This is a genomic window from Streptomyces sp. NPDC050448 (genome assembly GCF_040655295.1).
Taxonomy (GTDB): Bacteria; Actinomycetota; Actinomycetes; order Streptomycetales; family Streptomycetaceae; genus Streptomyces.
In genome coordinates, this window is the sequence record NZ_JBFAJR010000027.1 from 91,169 (window position 1) to 106,221 (window position 15,053).

Genomic DNA, 15,053 nt, shown 5'->3' on the forward strand with positions numbered 1-15,053 from the left:
TCCTCCCTGACCACAACTACCGGCATGTCACGGGAGGAGTCTAAGGGCACTGCCCCGGCATGAGGTGGCGGATGTTCCGCGGATACCGCGCATTCGCCGCATCGTCCCAGGTCAGGAGCGCCCACCCGGAAGCACAGGTTCCAGGTCGTTCCACCGGGAGATCTCGCATCCGTTGGTCCGCCGGTACGTGGCGTCCACCTTGTGGCCTTGCCATGTTCCGGTGACGTGCGCGGTGGCCGGACCGCCGTCCTGCATGGTGCAGATCTGCCGCTTGGTCTCGGGGGCGAAGGGGTCCTTGCCCTGCTTCGCGAGCTGGTCGAGGCGGGCGCAGGCCTGCTCGGCCTCGGGGTGGTTCCCGCCGACGGGGTCGCACTCGAGCACGTACTCGCCGTCCGCCCGGGGGTTGCCGGTGGCGGACACGGTGATGGTGAGGTGGTCGGGCACCGCCAGCAAGTGCCCCAGTGACGGCAGCGGGGGCAGCGGCCCGGTGGCCGTGGCCGCCGTGGCGGCCAGGGCGGAGGTGACGGCGAAGGCGGCGAGACGCAGCATGGGGCACTCCAGGTCGTCCGTACGTCGTACGCCTGACCAACGACGTGGGCCCGCCGACGTTGCGTAGGCGTGCATGCGTGCGGGCGCGCCGGGCCGAAGGGCTTAAGGCTTTGCTCTGGTGGCGGCTGTCCTTGTACCGTGGGAGCGGATTGGTGAGCGGCCCTGTGGCTGTGTCATCATCTGCACGCACCCTCGTACGCGGGGGTGTGCTGGAGGCGTCGCCTAGTCCGGTCTATGGCGCCGCACTGCTAATGCGGTTTGGGTCTTAAAGCCCATCGAGGGTTCAAATCCCTCCGCCTCCGCACCTGCCGAAGCCCCGGTCCTGACGGACCGGGGCTTCGGTGCGTTCCGGGGGCTTGCGTCGGCGGCTTCCGGCCGCGGCAGTCATCGCACCAACCCCGCCCCGACATCCGTGCGAACCCTTCCGGATGATCTCCGTCCGGGGTGTTTTCGCAGGTCAGGGCTGGTTTGGATAACGGATTTCGCGTCCCGCCGAGGTCCATGTATTGTTGTTCTCGCAAGGCCAACGGGGCGCAAAACCCCGAGAAGCCCAAGCACTCGTAGCTTAACGGATAGAGCATCTGACTACGGATCAGAAGGTTGCAGGTTCGAATCCTGCCGAGTGCACAGCCGAAGAGGCCCCCCGGTTCCCCGGGGGGCCTCTTGCGTTGTCCGGTGTCGGTGTCCGATGCGGAGTGCGGTCTCCTCCTTGGTGGGGAGGGGGACCCGGGGGTCGTCCGGGTCGGGGATCGGTCCGGTGGAGGACGACCGGCGGCCGGGGCCTGGATACGGTCGTCGGAGACGGTTCGGAAGGGTTCGGACCGGAAGAGGAAGAGGGGGACTCCCATGGGGCTGTTCGGGAACGCGCACACGGTCGATCCGATGTCGGCGCAGCGGGACTACGCGCGGCTGCTCGGGCAGGGGGAGCAGGTGCACGCCGCGTACCTGTTGATCCGGGACACGATCCTGTTCACCGACCGGCGGCTCGTGCTCGTCGACAAGCAGGGGCTCACCGGAAAGAAGGTGGAGTACCACTCCATCCCGTACCGGAGCATCACGCACTTCTCCGTGGAGACCGCCGGCCACTTCGACCTCGACGCCGAGCTCAAGATCTGGCTCTCCGGCAGCTCGGCACCGATCGAGAAGACGTTCACCAAGGGTGTGGACATCTACGAGGTGCAGGCGATCCTGACGCAGTTCGTCGCGCGGTAGTCCCGCCCCTCCGGGCGGCGGGCGCCAGCGCTGTGACCGGAAGGGTTCACCGGCCCGCGGCGTCCGGCCGCAGTACTAGTCCGGCCGCAGTACTAGAGGACGCGGGGGAGGCCCGTCACCGAGACGACCAGGGAGTAGAGCGACGTGGTGGCGGTGATGAAGAGGCGGTTGTTCTTCGGGCCGCCGAAGGCGATGTTCGAGACGGGTTCGGGGACGCGGATGCGGCCGATCAGGGTGCCGTCCGGCGCGTAGCAGTGGACGCCGTTCTCCATCGCCGCCGCCCACAGCCGGCCCTCGTCGTCGAAGCGGATGTTGTCCACCGGGCGGCACTCGGCGAAGACGCGGTCGTCCGTCAGCGTGCCGTCCGCGCCGACCGTGAACGCGCGGATGTGGCCCGCCCGGGTGTCCGCCGCGTACAGCTCGCTCTCGTCCGGCGAGAAGACCAGGCCGTTCGGGCCGAGGAACCCGTCCGCGGCGAGGCGCACCTCACCGGTCGCCGGGTCGGCGCGGTAGAGGTTGCACGCACCGATCTCGCCCGGTGCGCGCCGGCCCTCGTAGTCGCTGGTGATGCCGAAGTCCGGGTCGGAGAACCAGATCGAGCCGTCCGAGCGCACCACCGCGTCGTTCGGGCTGTTGAGGCGCTTGCCGTCGAAGCGGTCGGCGATGACCGTGAGGGTGCCGTCCGGTTCGGTGCGGGTGACGCGCCGGTTGCCCTGCTCGCAGGTGATCAGACGGCCTTCGCGGTCCAGGGTGTTGCCGTTGGAGTGGCCGGCCGGGGAGCGGAAGACGGAGACCGCGCCGGTGGCCTCGTCCCAGCGCAGCATCCGGTCGTTGGGGATGTCGCTCCACACGAGCTGCCGCCAGGCCGGCAGGTACAGCGGGCCCTCCGCCCAGCGGCAGTCGTCGTAGAGCCGTTCGAGCCGCATGTCGCCGTTGGCGCAGCGGCCGGTGCGGAATCGTTCGTCCAGGATCTCGTACAGATCAAGGTCGGCCATGGATGACATTATTCCCCCTGCTGAGTCATTGTCGAATGTAGTTCGGTCTCGTGGTGACATTGCAGGATCCTGTACCGTCAGCGCAAGGGATTCCAGGGGATGTGGGAGGAAGATCGCGTGGACGACATCGACCGGGCGCTCGTCCTGCGCTTGCAGCAGGACGCGAGCCAGTCGTACGCCGCCCTCGGCGCCGCCGTCGGGCTGTCGGCGGGAGCCACCCACGAGCGCGTACGCAAGCTGCGCGAGCGCGGGGTCATCCGGCGCACGACGGTCGAGGTGGACCCCGGAGCCGTCGGGAGCGGGGTGCTCGCCTACGTGATGGTCGACTCCAACGCCTGGATGGGTGATTCGAAGGCGGCCTTCGAGGCGATCGCCGAGATCCAGGAAGCGCACATCATCGCCGGGAGCGCCTCGGTCCTGGTGAAGGTGCGCACGGCCACGACCGGGCAGCTACAGGACGTCCTGCGCCGCCTCTACGCCATCGACGGCGTCAGCGGTACGCACGCCACCGTCGTGCTGGAGACCTTCTTCGAGCGGCCCCTCCCGCTGTGACCTGGCGGTGCACCGGCATCCGGTGGAACGACGGCCGCCCCGCCATCGGGTGGTGCGCCGAGGGGCGCGGAGAGCGCAGCAGCCTGCTCGCGTACGGGCAGCGGATGGCCTTCGCGGCCCGGGGGGAGCGGCACTGCCTCGGTGTGCGGCGGGCCGGGAAGCGGACCCCGTGCCCGACGGCCGCCACCGTGCCCGGCCGGGCCGGGAACGCCCAGTGCCCCGAATGCGCCCGCCTGGACCGGTCGTTCTCGGTGGCCGCCGACACCAACGCCGCCGATCCGCGCACCTATCGCGTCTACCTGGCGTGGTTCGGGCCCGGCATGGTCAAGGTCGGCATCACCGCCGAGGAGCGGGGCCCGGCCCGGCTGCTGGAGCAGGGGGCGGTGACCTGGACCTGGCTGGGGCGGGGCCCGCTGATGGCCACCCGCCGCACCGAGGAGCTGCTGCGGGCCGCCCTGGGGGTGCCGGACCGGATCTCGTACGCCCGCAAGCGCGCCGTACGAGGGCACTTGCCGGCGGCGGCCGACCGGGCCAGGGAGGTCGCCGAGCTGCACGCCCGGGCCGCGGCCCTGCCGGGATGGCCGGAGTCGCTGGAGCGGCTGGCATGCGAAACCGTCGATCACGCCGGGCCGTTCGGGCTGGAGGGGCTGGACGGGTTGCCCGCCCCCGCGCGGGTGATCACCGCGATGGTCCCCGGCGGGGCCGTCGTGGGCCGGCTCGTCGGCGCTGCCGGTCCCGATCTGCACCTCGCGGACGGGCTCGTGGTGGACACCCGGCTGCTCGCCGGCTGGGAGCTCGTCGCCCCCGCCGGGGACGGTACGACCGGGGTGCCGGTCACCGAGTTGCCGCCGCTCGCCGCCCCCGACGGGCAGGACGGACTGTTCTGACCACCGCGGCGGTCCCGGGCCGCGCTGTGGCGTCCAAGGTCAAAACTTGGATCCCTTTGGGCTCTCGGGCCGCTTTCCGGTGGACATGCCAGGGGCCCGCCGCGGAGGGTGGTGGGCATGAGCATCCAGCCCGTACCTGCCTTCGAACCGCCGTACGTGATGGCGGTTTTCAGCAACACCCGCACCCCTGACGACACCGGCTACCCGGAAACCCTCGACCGGATGCAAGAGATCGTGACCGCGAACCCGGGCTTCCTCGGCTACGAGTCGGCCCGCACCCCCGGCGGCCTCGGCATCACCGTCGCCTACTTCCGCGACCACGAGTCCCTCGCCCTGTGGCGACAGGACCTGGAGCACCAGGCGGCCATGAAGCAGGGCCGCAGCGACTGGTACGAGAGCTACACCCTGCACGTCGCGACCGTCGAGCGGAGCCACGGCTTTGCCCGCAACGGCTGACGCGGTCCGCGCGTTCCGGGAGCGGCTCGGGCTGCCCGGACTGGTGGACGTCCACACGCACTTCATGCCCGAGCGGGTCCTGGCCAAGGTGTGGGACTACTTCGACGCGGTCGGACCGCTGACCGGCGTCGAGTGGCCCATCACCTACCGGCACGAGGAGGAGCAGCGGGTCGCGCTCCTGCGGGAGTTCGGGGTCAGGGCGTTCACCTCCATGCTCTACCCGCACAAGCCGGCGATGGCCGCGTGGCTCAACTCCTGGTCCGCCGACTTCGCCGCCCGGACCCCCGACTGCCTGCACACCGCGACCTTCTTCCCGGAGGAGGGAGCCGAGGCGTACGTCCGGCAGGCCGTCGAGGCAGGGGCCCGGGTCTTCAAGGCGCACCTCCAGGTCGGCGGGTACGACCCGAACGACGACCGGCTCGACCCGGTCTGGGGGCTGCTCGCCGAGGCGGCCGTCCCGACCGTGATCCACTGCGGGTCGGGGCCCGTCCCGGCCAAGCACACCGGCCCCGAGCCGATCGCCCGGCTGCTGGCCCGGCACCCCCGGCTGCCGCTGATCATCGCGCACATGGGCATGCCCGAGTACGCCGACTTCCTGGACCTCGCCGACCGGTACGCCCCGGTGCGCCTCGACACCACCATGGCCTTCACCGACTTCTCCGAGCGGTTGGGCGGGTTCCCGCACGGAGAGCTCGGGCGGCTCGCGGACCTCGGCGACCGGATCCTGCTCGGCACCGATTTCCCGAACATTCCCTACCCGTACGAGCACCAGCTCGAGGCCCTGGAACGGCTCGGCCTCGGCGACGACTGGCTGCGCGCGGTCTGCCACGACAACGGGGCCAGGCTGTTCCGCCTGGCCTGAGCGGCCCGCCCGGCGTTTCTCAGGAAATTCACAGGTAGGGACAAGAACGCTCTCAGAGGCCGCGGTCAGCGTGGTCGCATGACTGCGACGACCACCTCCCACGCGTCCACGTCCACCAGCAACCCCACGGCCCTCGTCCGGCCCGACGGCGGCCCCTGCCGGGTGCTGGTCGTCGACGACGAGGCCTCGCTCTCCGAGCTGCTCTCCATGGCCCTGCGCTACGAGGGCTGCGAGGTGCGCAGCGCGGGCGACGGGGCCGGCGCGGTGCGGGCCGCGCGGGAGTTCCGCCCGGACGTCGTGGTCCTCGACGTCATGCTGCCCGACATGGACGGACTCGCCGTCCTCGGACAGCTGCGCCGGGAGATCCCGCAGCTCCCGGTGCTGTTCCTGACCGCCAAGGACTCCGTCGAGGACCGGATCGCGGGCCTGACGGCAGGCGGCGACGACTACGTCACCAAGCCCTTCAGCCTGGAGGAGGTCGTGGCCCGGCTGCGCGGCCTGGTCCGCCGCTCGGGTGCGGCGCAGGCCGCGCGCGGGGGCTCCGTCCTGGCCGTCGGTGATCTGCAGCTCGACGAGGACAGCCACGAGGTGTCCCGAGGCGGTCGGGAGATCCACCTGACCGCCACGGAGTTCGAGCTGCTGCGCTACCTGATGCGCAACCCTCGGCGGGTGCTCAGCAAGGCGCAGATCCTGGACCGGGTGTGGTCGTACGACTTCGGCGGTCAGGCCAACGTGGTCGAGCTGTACATCTCCTACCTGCGGCGGAAGCTGGAGAGCGGCCCGGGCTACCCGCCGATGATCCACACGCGGCGCGGCGCCGGCTACCTGATCAAGCCGGCGGAGTAGTGGCACTCCGCCTGCCGCGGCCGTTTCGCACCCTCCGCTCCGGCCCCGTCCGCCCCCGCGCAGTCGGCCGGGCCGGGCGTACGCGGCGGTGGCCCCGCCCGGTCCGCTGCTGGTCCCTGCGGGCCCGGCTCGTCGTCTCGGCGGTGGCGCTGATCGCCGTGGTGGGCGCGGCCATCGGGGCCGTCACCACCCTCGCGCTGCGCTCGTACCTGGTCGACAAGCTCGACGATCAGCTGCGGGTCTCCGTCGAGATGGGCACCCGGAAGCCCGTCGTGGAGAAGGCGCTCAGGAACAAGGACGAGTTCGTCCTGACCCCCGGTTCTCCGCTCGGCGCCGCCGGGATCCGTCTCCTTGCCGACGGCACGGTCGCCAGCACGGCACGCAGCGCCGCCATCGGCGGACCCGGGTACGACAACATCCGGCGCCTGACCGCGGCCCAGACCGATGTCCTGGCCCGAGCCGCCCGCAGGGCCGCCGGACACGGCCGGCCCGGCCCCGGGAATCTGGACCTGCCGGGCCTCGGCGCGTACCGCGTGCTCACCGCCCCCGACGGGAGCCTGGTCCTCGGCTTCCCGCTCGCCGAGGTCGACTCCACCGTGAGCACGCTGATCGCCGTGGAGGTCTTCGTCACCCTCGCCGGACTGATCGCGGCCTCCCTGGCCGGGCAGGCCCTGGTCGGGGTCGCCCTGCGCCCGCTGCGCCGGGTGGCCGCCACCGCCACCCGCGTCTCCGAACTCCCCCTGCACAGCGGCGAACCCGCCCTCCACGAACGGGTGCCGGACGCCGAGGCCGACCCCCGTACCGAGGTGGGCCAGGTCGGGGCCGCCCTCAACCGGATGCTGGGGCACGTCTCCTCCGCGCTCACGGCCCGCCAGCAGAGCGAGACCCGGGTCCGACAGTTCGTCGCGGACGCCAGCCACGAACTGCGGACGCCCCTGGCCTCCATCCGCGGGTACGCCGAACTCACCCGCCGGGGGCGGGAGGAGCCCGGCCCCGACACCCGGCACGCCCTGGGCCGCATCGAGTCCGAGGCCACTCGGATGACCGGCCTCGTCGAGGACCTGCTGCTGCTCGCCCGGCTCGACGCCGGCCGCCCGCTCTCCTCGGCCGACACCGACACCGATCTCGCGCCGCTCGTCGTCGACGCCGTCAGCGACGCCCGGGCCGCCGGCCCCCAGCACCACTGGCGCCTCGAGCTCCCCGACGAACCCGCGCCGATCCGCGCCGACCCGGCCCGGATCCAGCAGGTCCTGGTCAACCTGCTCGCCAACGCCCGTACGCACACCCCGCCCGGCACCACCGTCACCGCCCATGTTTCACGTGAAACATGGGCCGTCCGGCTGCGGATCGAGGACGACGGGCCCGGTATCCCGCCCGCCCTGCTCCCCCACGTCTTCGAACGGTTCGCGCGGGGCGACGCCTCGCGCTCCCGGGCCGCGGGCTCCACCGGCCTGGGGCTCGCCATCGTCCAGGCCGTCGTGACGGCGCACGGTGGACAAGTGGACGTACGGAGCGAGCCGGGGCGCACCCGCTTCGAGGTCCTGCTCCCGCTTGCCCCGGACCCGACGACGACGGGCATGAATACGGGCGCGAAGACAGGCACACGGACGGACTCACAGACGGACTCACAGACGGGGCACAGGCTCACCACACAGCGGTGACAGCCCGCCCGGAGAGAGTCGGGGCATGCCAACCGACACCTCCTCCGGCGCCCTTCCGGCCCGGGTGCACCTCGCGCCCGTGCCCGGCGAGCCCGTACTCGACGTGGTGATCCCGGTCTTCAACGAGGAGAAGGACCTCGGCCCGTGTGTGCGCCGGCTCCACGACCACCTCACCCGCACGTTCCCGTACCCCTTCCGCATCACGATCGCCGACAACGCGAGCACCGACCGCACCCCCGAGGTCGCGGCCGGCCTCGCCGCCGCCGTCGACGGCGTACGCAGCACCCGGCTGGAGGAGAAGGGCCGCGGCCGCGCTCTGCGCACCGTCTGGTCCCAGTCCGAGGCACCGGTCCTCGCGTACATGGACGTGGACCTGTCGACCGACCTCAACGCGCTGCTGCCGCTGGTCGCCCCGCTCATCTCCGGGCACTCCGACCTCGCCATCGGCACCCGCCTCGCCCGCTCCTCGCGCGTGGTGCGCGGCGCCAAGCGGGAGTTCGTCTCCCGCGCCTACAACCTGCTCCTGCGCTCCTCCCTCGCCGCCCGCTTCAGCGACGCCCAGTGCGGGTTCAAGGCCATCCGGCGGGAGGTCGCGGAGCGGCTGCTGCCGCTGGTCGAGGACTCCGGCTGGTTCTTCGACACCGAGATGCTGGTGCTCGCCGAGCGGGCCGGGCTGCGGATCCACGAGGTGCCGGTGGACTGGGTGGACGACCCGGATTCCACCGTGCGCATCGTGAGCACCGCCACCGAGGACCTCAAGGGCATGTGGCGGGTGGGCCGGGCCCTGGCCGTCGGCGCGCTTCCGCTCGACCGGCTCGCCCGCCCCTTCGGCGACGACCCGCGCGACCGCAGCGCCCTGCCCGGGGTACCACGCGGGCTGGCCCGCCAGCTCCTCGGCTTCTGCGTCATCGGGGTGCTGTCCACGCTCGCCTACCTCGCCCTGTACTCCCTCTTCCGGCTCGGCGCCGGACCGCAGCTCGCCAACGCCGGCGCCCTCCTGGTCTCCGCCGTCGCCAACACCGCCGCGAACCGCCGGCTCACCTTCGGCGTCCGCGGCCGTGACCGGGCCGTCCGCCACCAGGCCCAGGGCCTCGTCGTGTTCGGCGTCGGACTGGCCCTGACCAGTGGGTCGCTCGCCGCCCTCGCGGCCGCCACGCCCGATCCCTCCCCCAGCACCGAACTGGCGGTGCTGATCACGGCCAACCTCGCCGCAACCGTGCTGAGGTTCCTGCTCTTCCGCGCCTGGGTCTTCCCCGAGCGGCGCGCCACTCCCGCGAAGGACGACACCCGATGACCACGGCCGTACCACCCATGGACTCCCCGTTCCCCGAACGGGCCCCGACCGCCCCGCCCTCCTCGACCGAGCCGAGCGCCAGGGCAGGTACCGCGATCACGGGGCGCCCCCGCTGGGAGCGCCCCGCGTACGCGGCGCTCCTGCTGGCCACCGCCGTCCTGCTGCTGTGGAACCTGGGCGCCTCCGGCTACGCCAACTCCTTCTACTCCGCGGCCGTCCAGGCGGGCAGCGAGAGCTGGAAGGCCTTCTTCTTCGGCTCCTCGGACGCCGGGAACTCCATCACCGTCGACAAGCCGCCGGCCGCGCTGTGGCCGATGGCGCTGTCCGTCCGGCTGTTCGGGCTCGGCGGCTGGCAGATCCTCGTCCCGCAGGCCCTGATGGGCGTCGGCACCACGGCCGTGCTCTACGCCGCCGTACGCCGCCACTTCGGGCCCGCGGCCGCTCTGCTCAGCGGCACCGCCTTCGCGCTCACCCCGGTCGCCGCGCTGATGTTCCGCTTCAACAACCCGGACGCGCTGCTGACCCTGCTGCTGACCGTCACCGTCTACTGCGTCCTGCGCGCCCTCGACGGCGCCCACACCAAGTGGCTGGTCTGGGCGGGCGTCGCGGTCGGCTTCGCCTTCCTGACCAAGACCCTCCAGGCCTTCGTCATCCTGCCGCCGCTCGCCCTCGTGTACGCCGTCTGCGCGCCGACCCGGCTGCGCCGCCGGCTGGGCCAGCTGCTGCTCGCCGGGGCCGCCATGGTGGTGGCCGGCGGCTGGTGGGTGGCGATCGTGGAGCTCTGGCCCGCATCCTCCCGCCCGTACATCGGCGGTTCGCAGACCAACTCCTTCCTGGAGCTGACCCTCGGCTACAACGGCCTCGGCCGGATCAACGGCAACGAGACCGGCAGCGTCGGCGGCGGCTCCCGCCCCGGCGGCGGCATGGGCTGGGGGGAGACGGGCATCGGCCGGCTCTTCTCGGCCAACATCGGAGGACAGATCTCCTGGCTGCTCCCGGCGGCCCTCGTCATGCTCGTCACCGGTCTGGTGATCACCTGGCGGGCCCGGCGGGCCGCCGACTCCCTGGAGAGCATGGCCCGGGCGGCCTTCCTGGTCTGGGGCGGCGCCCTGCTGATCACGGCGCTCGTCTTCAGCTACATGCAGGGCATCTTCCACGAGTACTACACCGTGGCGCTGGCGCCGTTCGTGGCCGCGCTGGTCGGCATGGGCGTGGCCATGCTGTGGGAGGAGCGGGGCGGCAAGGCCGCCGCGCTCACCCTGTCCGGCACCCTCGCCCTGACCGCGTGGTGGTCGTACGTCCTGCTCGGCCGTTCGACCGGATACCTGCCGTGGCTGCGCTGGACGGTCCTCGCGGCCGGCCTGGCCGCGGCGGCCGGGCTGCTCCTCGGCGCCCGGCTCGGCCGCCGGTTCGCGCTGGGCGCGGCGGCGCTGGGGCTGGGCGCGGCGCTGGCCGGTCCCCTCGCGTACTGCCTGACCACGGTGGACTCCACGCGCGGCGGGTCGATCGTGACGGCCGGGCCCGCGGTCTCGGGCGGCCGGGGCGGCATGCGGTTCTTCGGCCCCGGTGAACTCCCGCCCGGCGCGGCCCCGCAGGGGCAGCAAGGCCGGCATGGACAGCAGGGCGGGATCCCGGGCGGCGGTCCTCAGGGCGGCCCCCAGGGCGGCCCCCGGCAGTTCCCCGGAGGCCAGGGCGGCCAAGCGGTCCCCGGCGGGCGCGACGGGCGCGGTCGGCAGAACGCCGGCGGCGGCCCCGGCGGCCTGCTGAACGGCACCAAGGCCGGCAAGGAGGCCACGGCGGCCCTGCGCAAGGACGCGGCCGCGTACACCTGGGCGGCAGCCGCCATCGGCGCGCAGAACGCCGCGAGCTACCAACTGGCCTCCGGCGAGCCGGTGATGCCGATCGGCGGGTTCAACGGCAGCGACCCCTCCCCGACGCTCGCCACGTTCCAGGAGTACGTACGCGCGGGGAAGGTCCACTACTTCATCGGCGAGAACGACAGCGTCGGTGCCGAGGGGCCGGCCATGCGCGGCGGCGGTCCGGGCGGCGGCACCAGCAGTGCCATCTCGTCCTGGGTCAAGGCCAACTTCAAGCCCACCACGGTCGGCGGAGCCACCTTCTACGACCTGACCGCCCCCTTGAACGGCACGTCCGCCCCGTCCTGAACCTGCCGAAACGCGAGAGGCACCCTCTAGCATCGAGGGGGCGGACCGGGCATTCCGGGCTGATCCAGCTGTCGTGAGCAGGGTGCCTCCATGGTGACCGCAGCCGATTCCGGCAAGAGCCGGACCAGCGTGTGGCTGGCCGCCGGGCACACCGCACCCGCCAGACGCCGCAGCGAGGCGCCCTCCGGCCTCGACCGGGAGCGGATCACCGGCGCCACCGTACGGCTGCTCGACGCCGAGGGGCTGGCCCGGTTCTCGATGCGGCGGCTCGCGGCCGGGCTCGGGGTCACCGCGATGTCCCTGTACTGGTACGTCGACACCAAGCACGATCTGCTCGAACTCGCCCTGGACCGCGCCCTGGGCGAGCTCCGGCTGCCCCGGACCGTACCGGCCGAGCCCGTCCAGGAGAGCTGGCCCGGCCGGCTGCGGTCGTTGGCCTGCGGCTACCGGAGGCTGCTGGCGGAGCACCCCTGGGTGGCCCCGCTGACCGCCGCGTACCCGAACATCGGCCCGCACGCCCGGGCCTTCGACTCGGCCCTGCAACGGCTGCTCGACGCCACCGGCCTGGCGGGCGCCTGCCGGACCGGCGCGCACCTGGCCGTCTCGCAGTTCCTGCACGGCTGCGGGGGCGCCGCCCGGCGGGCGCCCGACGGGGACTTCGTCCTCGCGCTCGACGTGCTGATCGCGGGCATCGAGGCGAAGGCCGCCGTCCGGCCGGGCGCGTAGCGAACCCCCGCCGGGTGCTCCCACCCCGATGAGCAGGGCAGGAGGCGGCCCGACGGGGGCCGATGGGTACCGCTCGGTGCCGCTCGGAGTCGCTTCGCGTCGCTCGGTGCCGCTCGGTGCCGCTCGGTGCCGCTCGGTGTGGCTATTGCGCCGAGGAGGCCCCGGCCGTCGCCGCGGACGCCGTCGGGGCGTGGGCCGCCGGCTTGGACTTCAGCGCGACCTCTTTGATGAACAGCACCAGGACGAGCGCGAGCAGCGCGGTGGGCGCGGCGTAGAGGAAGACGTCGCCGACGCCGTGCCCGTACGCGGACTCGATGACCGTGCGGAACGGCGCGGGCAGCTTGTCGAGGTCGGGGATCCCGCCGCCGGCGGTGCCGCCGTGGCCCATCGCCGCCGCCTTGGGGCCGAGTGCGGCCAGCCCGTCCTTGACGTAGTGGGTGACCCGGTTGGCCATGACCGCCCCGAGCGCCGAGACGCCCATGGCGCCGCCGAGCGAGCGGAAGAAGGTGACGACCGAGCTGGCCGCGCCCAGGTCCTCGGGGGCCACCTGGTTCTGGGTGGCGAGGACGAGGTTCTGCATCATCATGCCGAGACCGAGTCCGGTCAGCGCCATGTAGATCGCGATGTGCCAGTACGGGGTGTCGTACCGCAGGGTGCCCAGCAGTCCGAGGCCGGCGGTCAGGAGGACGCCGCCGGAGACGAGCCAGGCCTTCCACTTACCGGTCTTGGTGATCACCTGACCGGAAACCGTGGACGAGACGAAGAGACCGCCGATCATCGGAATCGTGAGGATTCCGGACATCGTGGGGGACTCGTTCCGGGCCAGCTGGAAGAACTGGCTGAAAAACACGGTGCCCGAGAACATCGCGATGCCGACGAACAGCGAGGCGGCCGAGGCGAGGGTGATGGTCTTGTTGCGGAACAGGCGCAGCGGGATGATCGGGTCGCTCGCCCTGGACTCGACGAGGAGGAAGAGCAGGCCGAGCACGACGGCGCCGCCGGTCATCGCCAGGGTCGTCCAGGAGATCCAGCCGTACGAGTCGCCGGCCTGCGTGACCCAGATCAGCAGCAGCGAGACGGCGCCGCTGATCAGGAACGCACCGAGCCAGTCGACCTTGACGTCGCGCCGGACGACCGGGAGGTGCAGGGTCCGCTGGAGGACGATCAGCGCGATGACCGCGAACGGCACGCCGACGTAGAAGCACCAGCGCCAGCCGAGCCAGGAGGTATCGGTGATGACGCCGCCGAGCAGCGGGCCGCCGACGGTCGCGACGGCGAAGACCGCGCCGAGGTAGCCGCTGTACCGGCCGCGCTCACGCGGGGAGATCATCGCGGCCATCACGATCTGGGCGAGGGCCGACAGGCCGCCGACGCCGATGCCCTGGACCACGCGGCAGGCGATGAGCATGCCGGTGTTCTGGGACAAGCCCGCGACCACGGAGCCGAGGACGTAGATCACCAGGGATATCTGGACCAGCAGCTTCTTGCTGAAGAGGTCGGACAGCTTGCCCCAGAGCGGGGTAGCCGCCGTCATCGACAGCAGGGCGGCGGTGACGACCCAGGTGTAGGAGGACTGGGTGCCGCCGAGGTCGCTGATGATCTGGGGCAGGGCGTTTGAGACGATCGTGGACGACAGGATCGCCACGAACATGCCGAGCATCAGCCCGGACAGCGCCTTCATGATCTGCGGGTGGGTCATGGGCGCGGGTGCGGATGCGGACGCGTGGTCGGACGTGGTCTCCGGCCGGCTGCCTCCCTGCACACCGGTGGGTGCGGTCGTCGCCATGTCGTTCCTTTGTCTAGAAGCTCGATCGGAGCCGGGTCAGCAGGGTGTTGAGTACGTCGATGTCGTGGGCGGACCAGTCGGCCAGGGCCTTTTCCAGCGCGCCGGTGTAGCGGGCGCCGAGCTCGGCGAGGAGCGCGTGGCCGGCGGGGGTGAGCCGCAGGATGCGGCAGCGGCCGTCGCCGGGGTCGATGTCGCGGGTGATCCACCCGCGGTCGGCGACGTGGGCGACGTGGCGGCTGGTCACCGAGATGTCGATGGCCATGAGGTCGGCGAGGCGGCTGAGCCGCATTTCGCCGTGGCGGTCGAGCAGGGTGAGGACGGCGGCGGAGCCGGGCGGGCAGTCCGGGGGGAGCATGCGGGCGAGGTCGCGCTTGACCGCGCCGATGCCGGTGAGCTGGCGGGCCAGTTCCTCGTAGCGGGTGGGGTGAGGCGGCTGCGGTGCGGGTGGCATGTGCGGTGTGGGTGGCACTTGCGGTGCGTGCGGTGCGTGCGGTGCGTGCGGTGTCTGGGTGGTCATCGGGGTCCCCCTCTCCTCATGTTGTTGCTTAGGGCAACCATAGGATCGATTGGTTGCTACAGGCAAATGAATTGGGGGGTGGGGCGGTAAAGGAATCGGAAAACCCGCTAGGGTCCTGAGGCATGGCTGCGAACCACAACTCACAGGGCCCCGAGGGCAACTACGACCCCGCGGGCAGCACTCAGATGTTCCGGGCGTTCGTCGAGGAGGCCGCGCCGGCCGGGCCGGGGCCTGCGGCGCCGGGGTCTCGGCGGCGGCAGGCCCAGGACTCGGGGTCGGGGTCGAAGACCGGGGCGTGGCTGGGGCTCGGATTCGGGCTGCTGCTGATGATCGGGGCGGTGGCCTGGCTGGCCCTGCGGTAGCCCTGCCGGGTCGCTGCGCGGGCTTCTCTCCCCGCCCCGCCCTTTCTCCGTTTCCCGGGGCTCCGCCCCGGACCCCGGTCAGGGGCTCCGCCCCGGGCCCCGCGCCTCAAACGCCGGCGGGGCTGGAAGGCCTGGGGCTCCGCCCCGGACCCCGGACCTGGGGCTGCGCCCCGGGCCCCGCGC

The 15,053-nt window shown here is 72.3% G+C and carries 15 protein-coding genes and 2 tRNA genes; 13 read left to right on the forward strand and 4 right to left on the reverse strand.

The genetic code is table 11. From position 1 onward, the window contains the following. Window positions 1–111 precede the first annotated feature (111 nt). Window positions 112–549 (reverse strand): SSI family serine proteinase inhibitor, encoded by a 438-nt coding sequence (locus AB0I68_RS27465; protein WP_363180051.1) that lies wholly within the window; start codon window positions 547–549, stop codon window positions 112–114. Between the two features lie 211 nt (window positions 550–760). Here AB0I68_RS27465 and AB0I68_RS27470 point away from each other — a divergent pair. The 3 genes from AB0I68_RS27470 (at window position 761) to AB0I68_RS27480 (ending at window position 1,761) form a co-directional block, all read left to right on the forward strand. Then, window positions 761–851 (forward strand) — tRNA-Ser (locus AB0I68_RS27470). Window positions 852–1,103: 252 nt separating this feature from the next. Continuing rightward, window positions 1,104–1,176, forward strand: a tRNA-Arg gene (locus AB0I68_RS27475). A 219-nt stretch (window positions 1,177–1,395) separates the two neighbouring features. Then, the gene (locus AB0I68_RS27480) at window positions 1,396–1,761 is read left to right on the forward strand and encodes a PH domain-containing protein (protein ID WP_363180052.1); all 366 of its coding nucleotides are present in this window, start codon (window positions 1,396–1,398) and stop codon (window positions 1,759–1,761) included. A gap of 92 nt (window positions 1,762–1,853) precedes the next feature. Here the strand turns inward: AB0I68_RS27480 and AB0I68_RS27485 are convergent, their stop codons facing one another. Continuing rightward, window positions 1,854–2,765: an SMP-30/gluconolactonase/LRE family protein gene (locus AB0I68_RS27485; protein WP_363180053.1), complete on the reverse strand. Its 912-nt coding sequence runs from the start codon at window positions 2,763–2,765 to the stop codon at window positions 1,854–1,856. A 108-nt stretch (window positions 2,766–2,873) separates the two neighbouring features. Here AB0I68_RS27485 and AB0I68_RS27490 point away from each other — a divergent pair, with 108 nt between their 5' ends. From AB0I68_RS27490 to AB0I68_RS27530, 9 genes are all read left to right on the forward strand, one after another. Then, window positions 2,874–3,308 (forward strand): Lrp/AsnC family transcriptional regulator, encoded by a 435-nt coding sequence (locus AB0I68_RS27490; protein WP_363180054.1) that lies wholly within the window; start codon window positions 2,874–2,876, stop codon window positions 3,306–3,308. Continuing rightward, the gene (locus AB0I68_RS27495; protein ID WP_363180055.1) at window positions 3,305–4,195 is read left to right on the forward strand and encodes a DUF2797 domain-containing protein; all 891 of its coding nucleotides are present in this window, start codon (window positions 3,305–3,307) and stop codon (window positions 4,193–4,195) included. Before AB0I68_RS27490 ends, AB0I68_RS27495 begins: the two co-directional genes overlap by 4 nt. A 117-nt stretch (window positions 4,196–4,312) precedes the next feature. Then, on the forward strand, window positions 4,313–4,651 hold the full coding sequence (locus AB0I68_RS27500; RefSeq protein ID WP_363180056.1) for an antibiotic biosynthesis monooxygenase: 339 nt from the start codon (window positions 4,313–4,315) through the stop codon (window positions 4,649–4,651). Beyond that, the gene (locus AB0I68_RS27505) at window positions 4,635–5,513 is read left to right on the forward strand and encodes an amidohydrolase family protein (RefSeq protein WP_363180057.1); all 879 of its coding nucleotides are present in this window, start codon (window positions 4,635–4,637) and stop codon (window positions 5,511–5,513) included. The genes AB0I68_RS27500 and AB0I68_RS27505 overlap by 17 nt, the downstream gene beginning before the upstream one ends. A gap of 78 nt (window positions 5,514–5,591) precedes the next feature. After that, window positions 5,592–6,359 (forward strand): response regulator transcription factor, encoded by a 768-nt coding sequence (locus AB0I68_RS27510; RefSeq protein ID WP_363180058.1) that lies wholly within the window; start codon window positions 5,592–5,594, stop codon window positions 6,357–6,359. 116 nt (window positions 6,360–6,475) lie between these two features. Beyond that, the gene (locus AB0I68_RS27515) at window positions 6,476–8,020 is read left to right on the forward strand and encodes a HAMP domain-containing sensor histidine kinase (protein ID WP_363180071.1); all 1,545 of its coding nucleotides are present in this window, start codon (window positions 6,476–6,478) and stop codon (window positions 8,018–8,020) included. A 25-nt stretch (window positions 8,021–8,045) separates the two neighbouring features. Further along, window positions 8,046–9,314: a bifunctional glycosyltransferase family 2/GtrA family protein gene (locus tag AB0I68_RS27520; RefSeq protein WP_363180059.1), complete on the forward strand. Its 1,269-nt coding sequence runs from the start codon at window positions 8,046–8,048 to the stop codon at window positions 9,312–9,314. Continuing rightward, entirely contained in the window at window positions 9,311–11,479 is a 2,169-nt protein-coding gene (locus AB0I68_RS27525) for a glycosyltransferase family 39 protein (protein ID WP_363180060.1), read from the forward strand. Before AB0I68_RS27520 ends, AB0I68_RS27525 begins: the two co-directional genes overlap by 4 nt. A 90-nt stretch (window positions 11,480–11,569) precedes the next feature. Further along, window positions 11,570–12,205: a TetR/AcrR family transcriptional regulator C-terminal domain-containing protein gene (locus tag AB0I68_RS27530; protein ID WP_363180061.1), complete on the forward strand. Its 636-nt coding sequence runs from the start codon at window positions 11,570–11,572 to the stop codon at window positions 12,203–12,205. Window positions 12,206–12,347: 142 nt separating this feature from the next. Here the strand turns inward: AB0I68_RS27530 and AB0I68_RS27535 are convergent, their stop codons facing one another. Together AB0I68_RS27535 and AB0I68_RS27540 are read right to left on the reverse strand one after the other, a co-directional pair. Continuing rightward, entirely contained in the window at window positions 12,348–13,991 is a 1,644-nt protein-coding gene (locus AB0I68_RS27535; protein WP_363180062.1) for an MDR family MFS transporter, read from the reverse strand. 13 nt (window positions 13,992–14,004) lie between these two features. Next, a complete protein-coding gene (locus AB0I68_RS27540; protein ID WP_363180063.1) occupies window positions 14,005–14,442 on the reverse strand; it encodes a MarR family transcriptional regulator in 438 nt (145 codons plus the stop codon). Window positions 14,443–14,630: 188 nt separating this feature from the next. On the opposite strand from AB0I68_RS27540, the gene AB0I68_RS27545 reads away from it, so the two are divergent. Beyond that, a complete protein-coding gene (locus AB0I68_RS27545) occupies window positions 14,631–14,870 on the forward strand; it encodes a hypothetical protein (protein ID WP_363180064.1) in 240 nt (79 codons plus the stop codon). Window positions 14,871–15,053 lie beyond the last annotated feature (183 nt).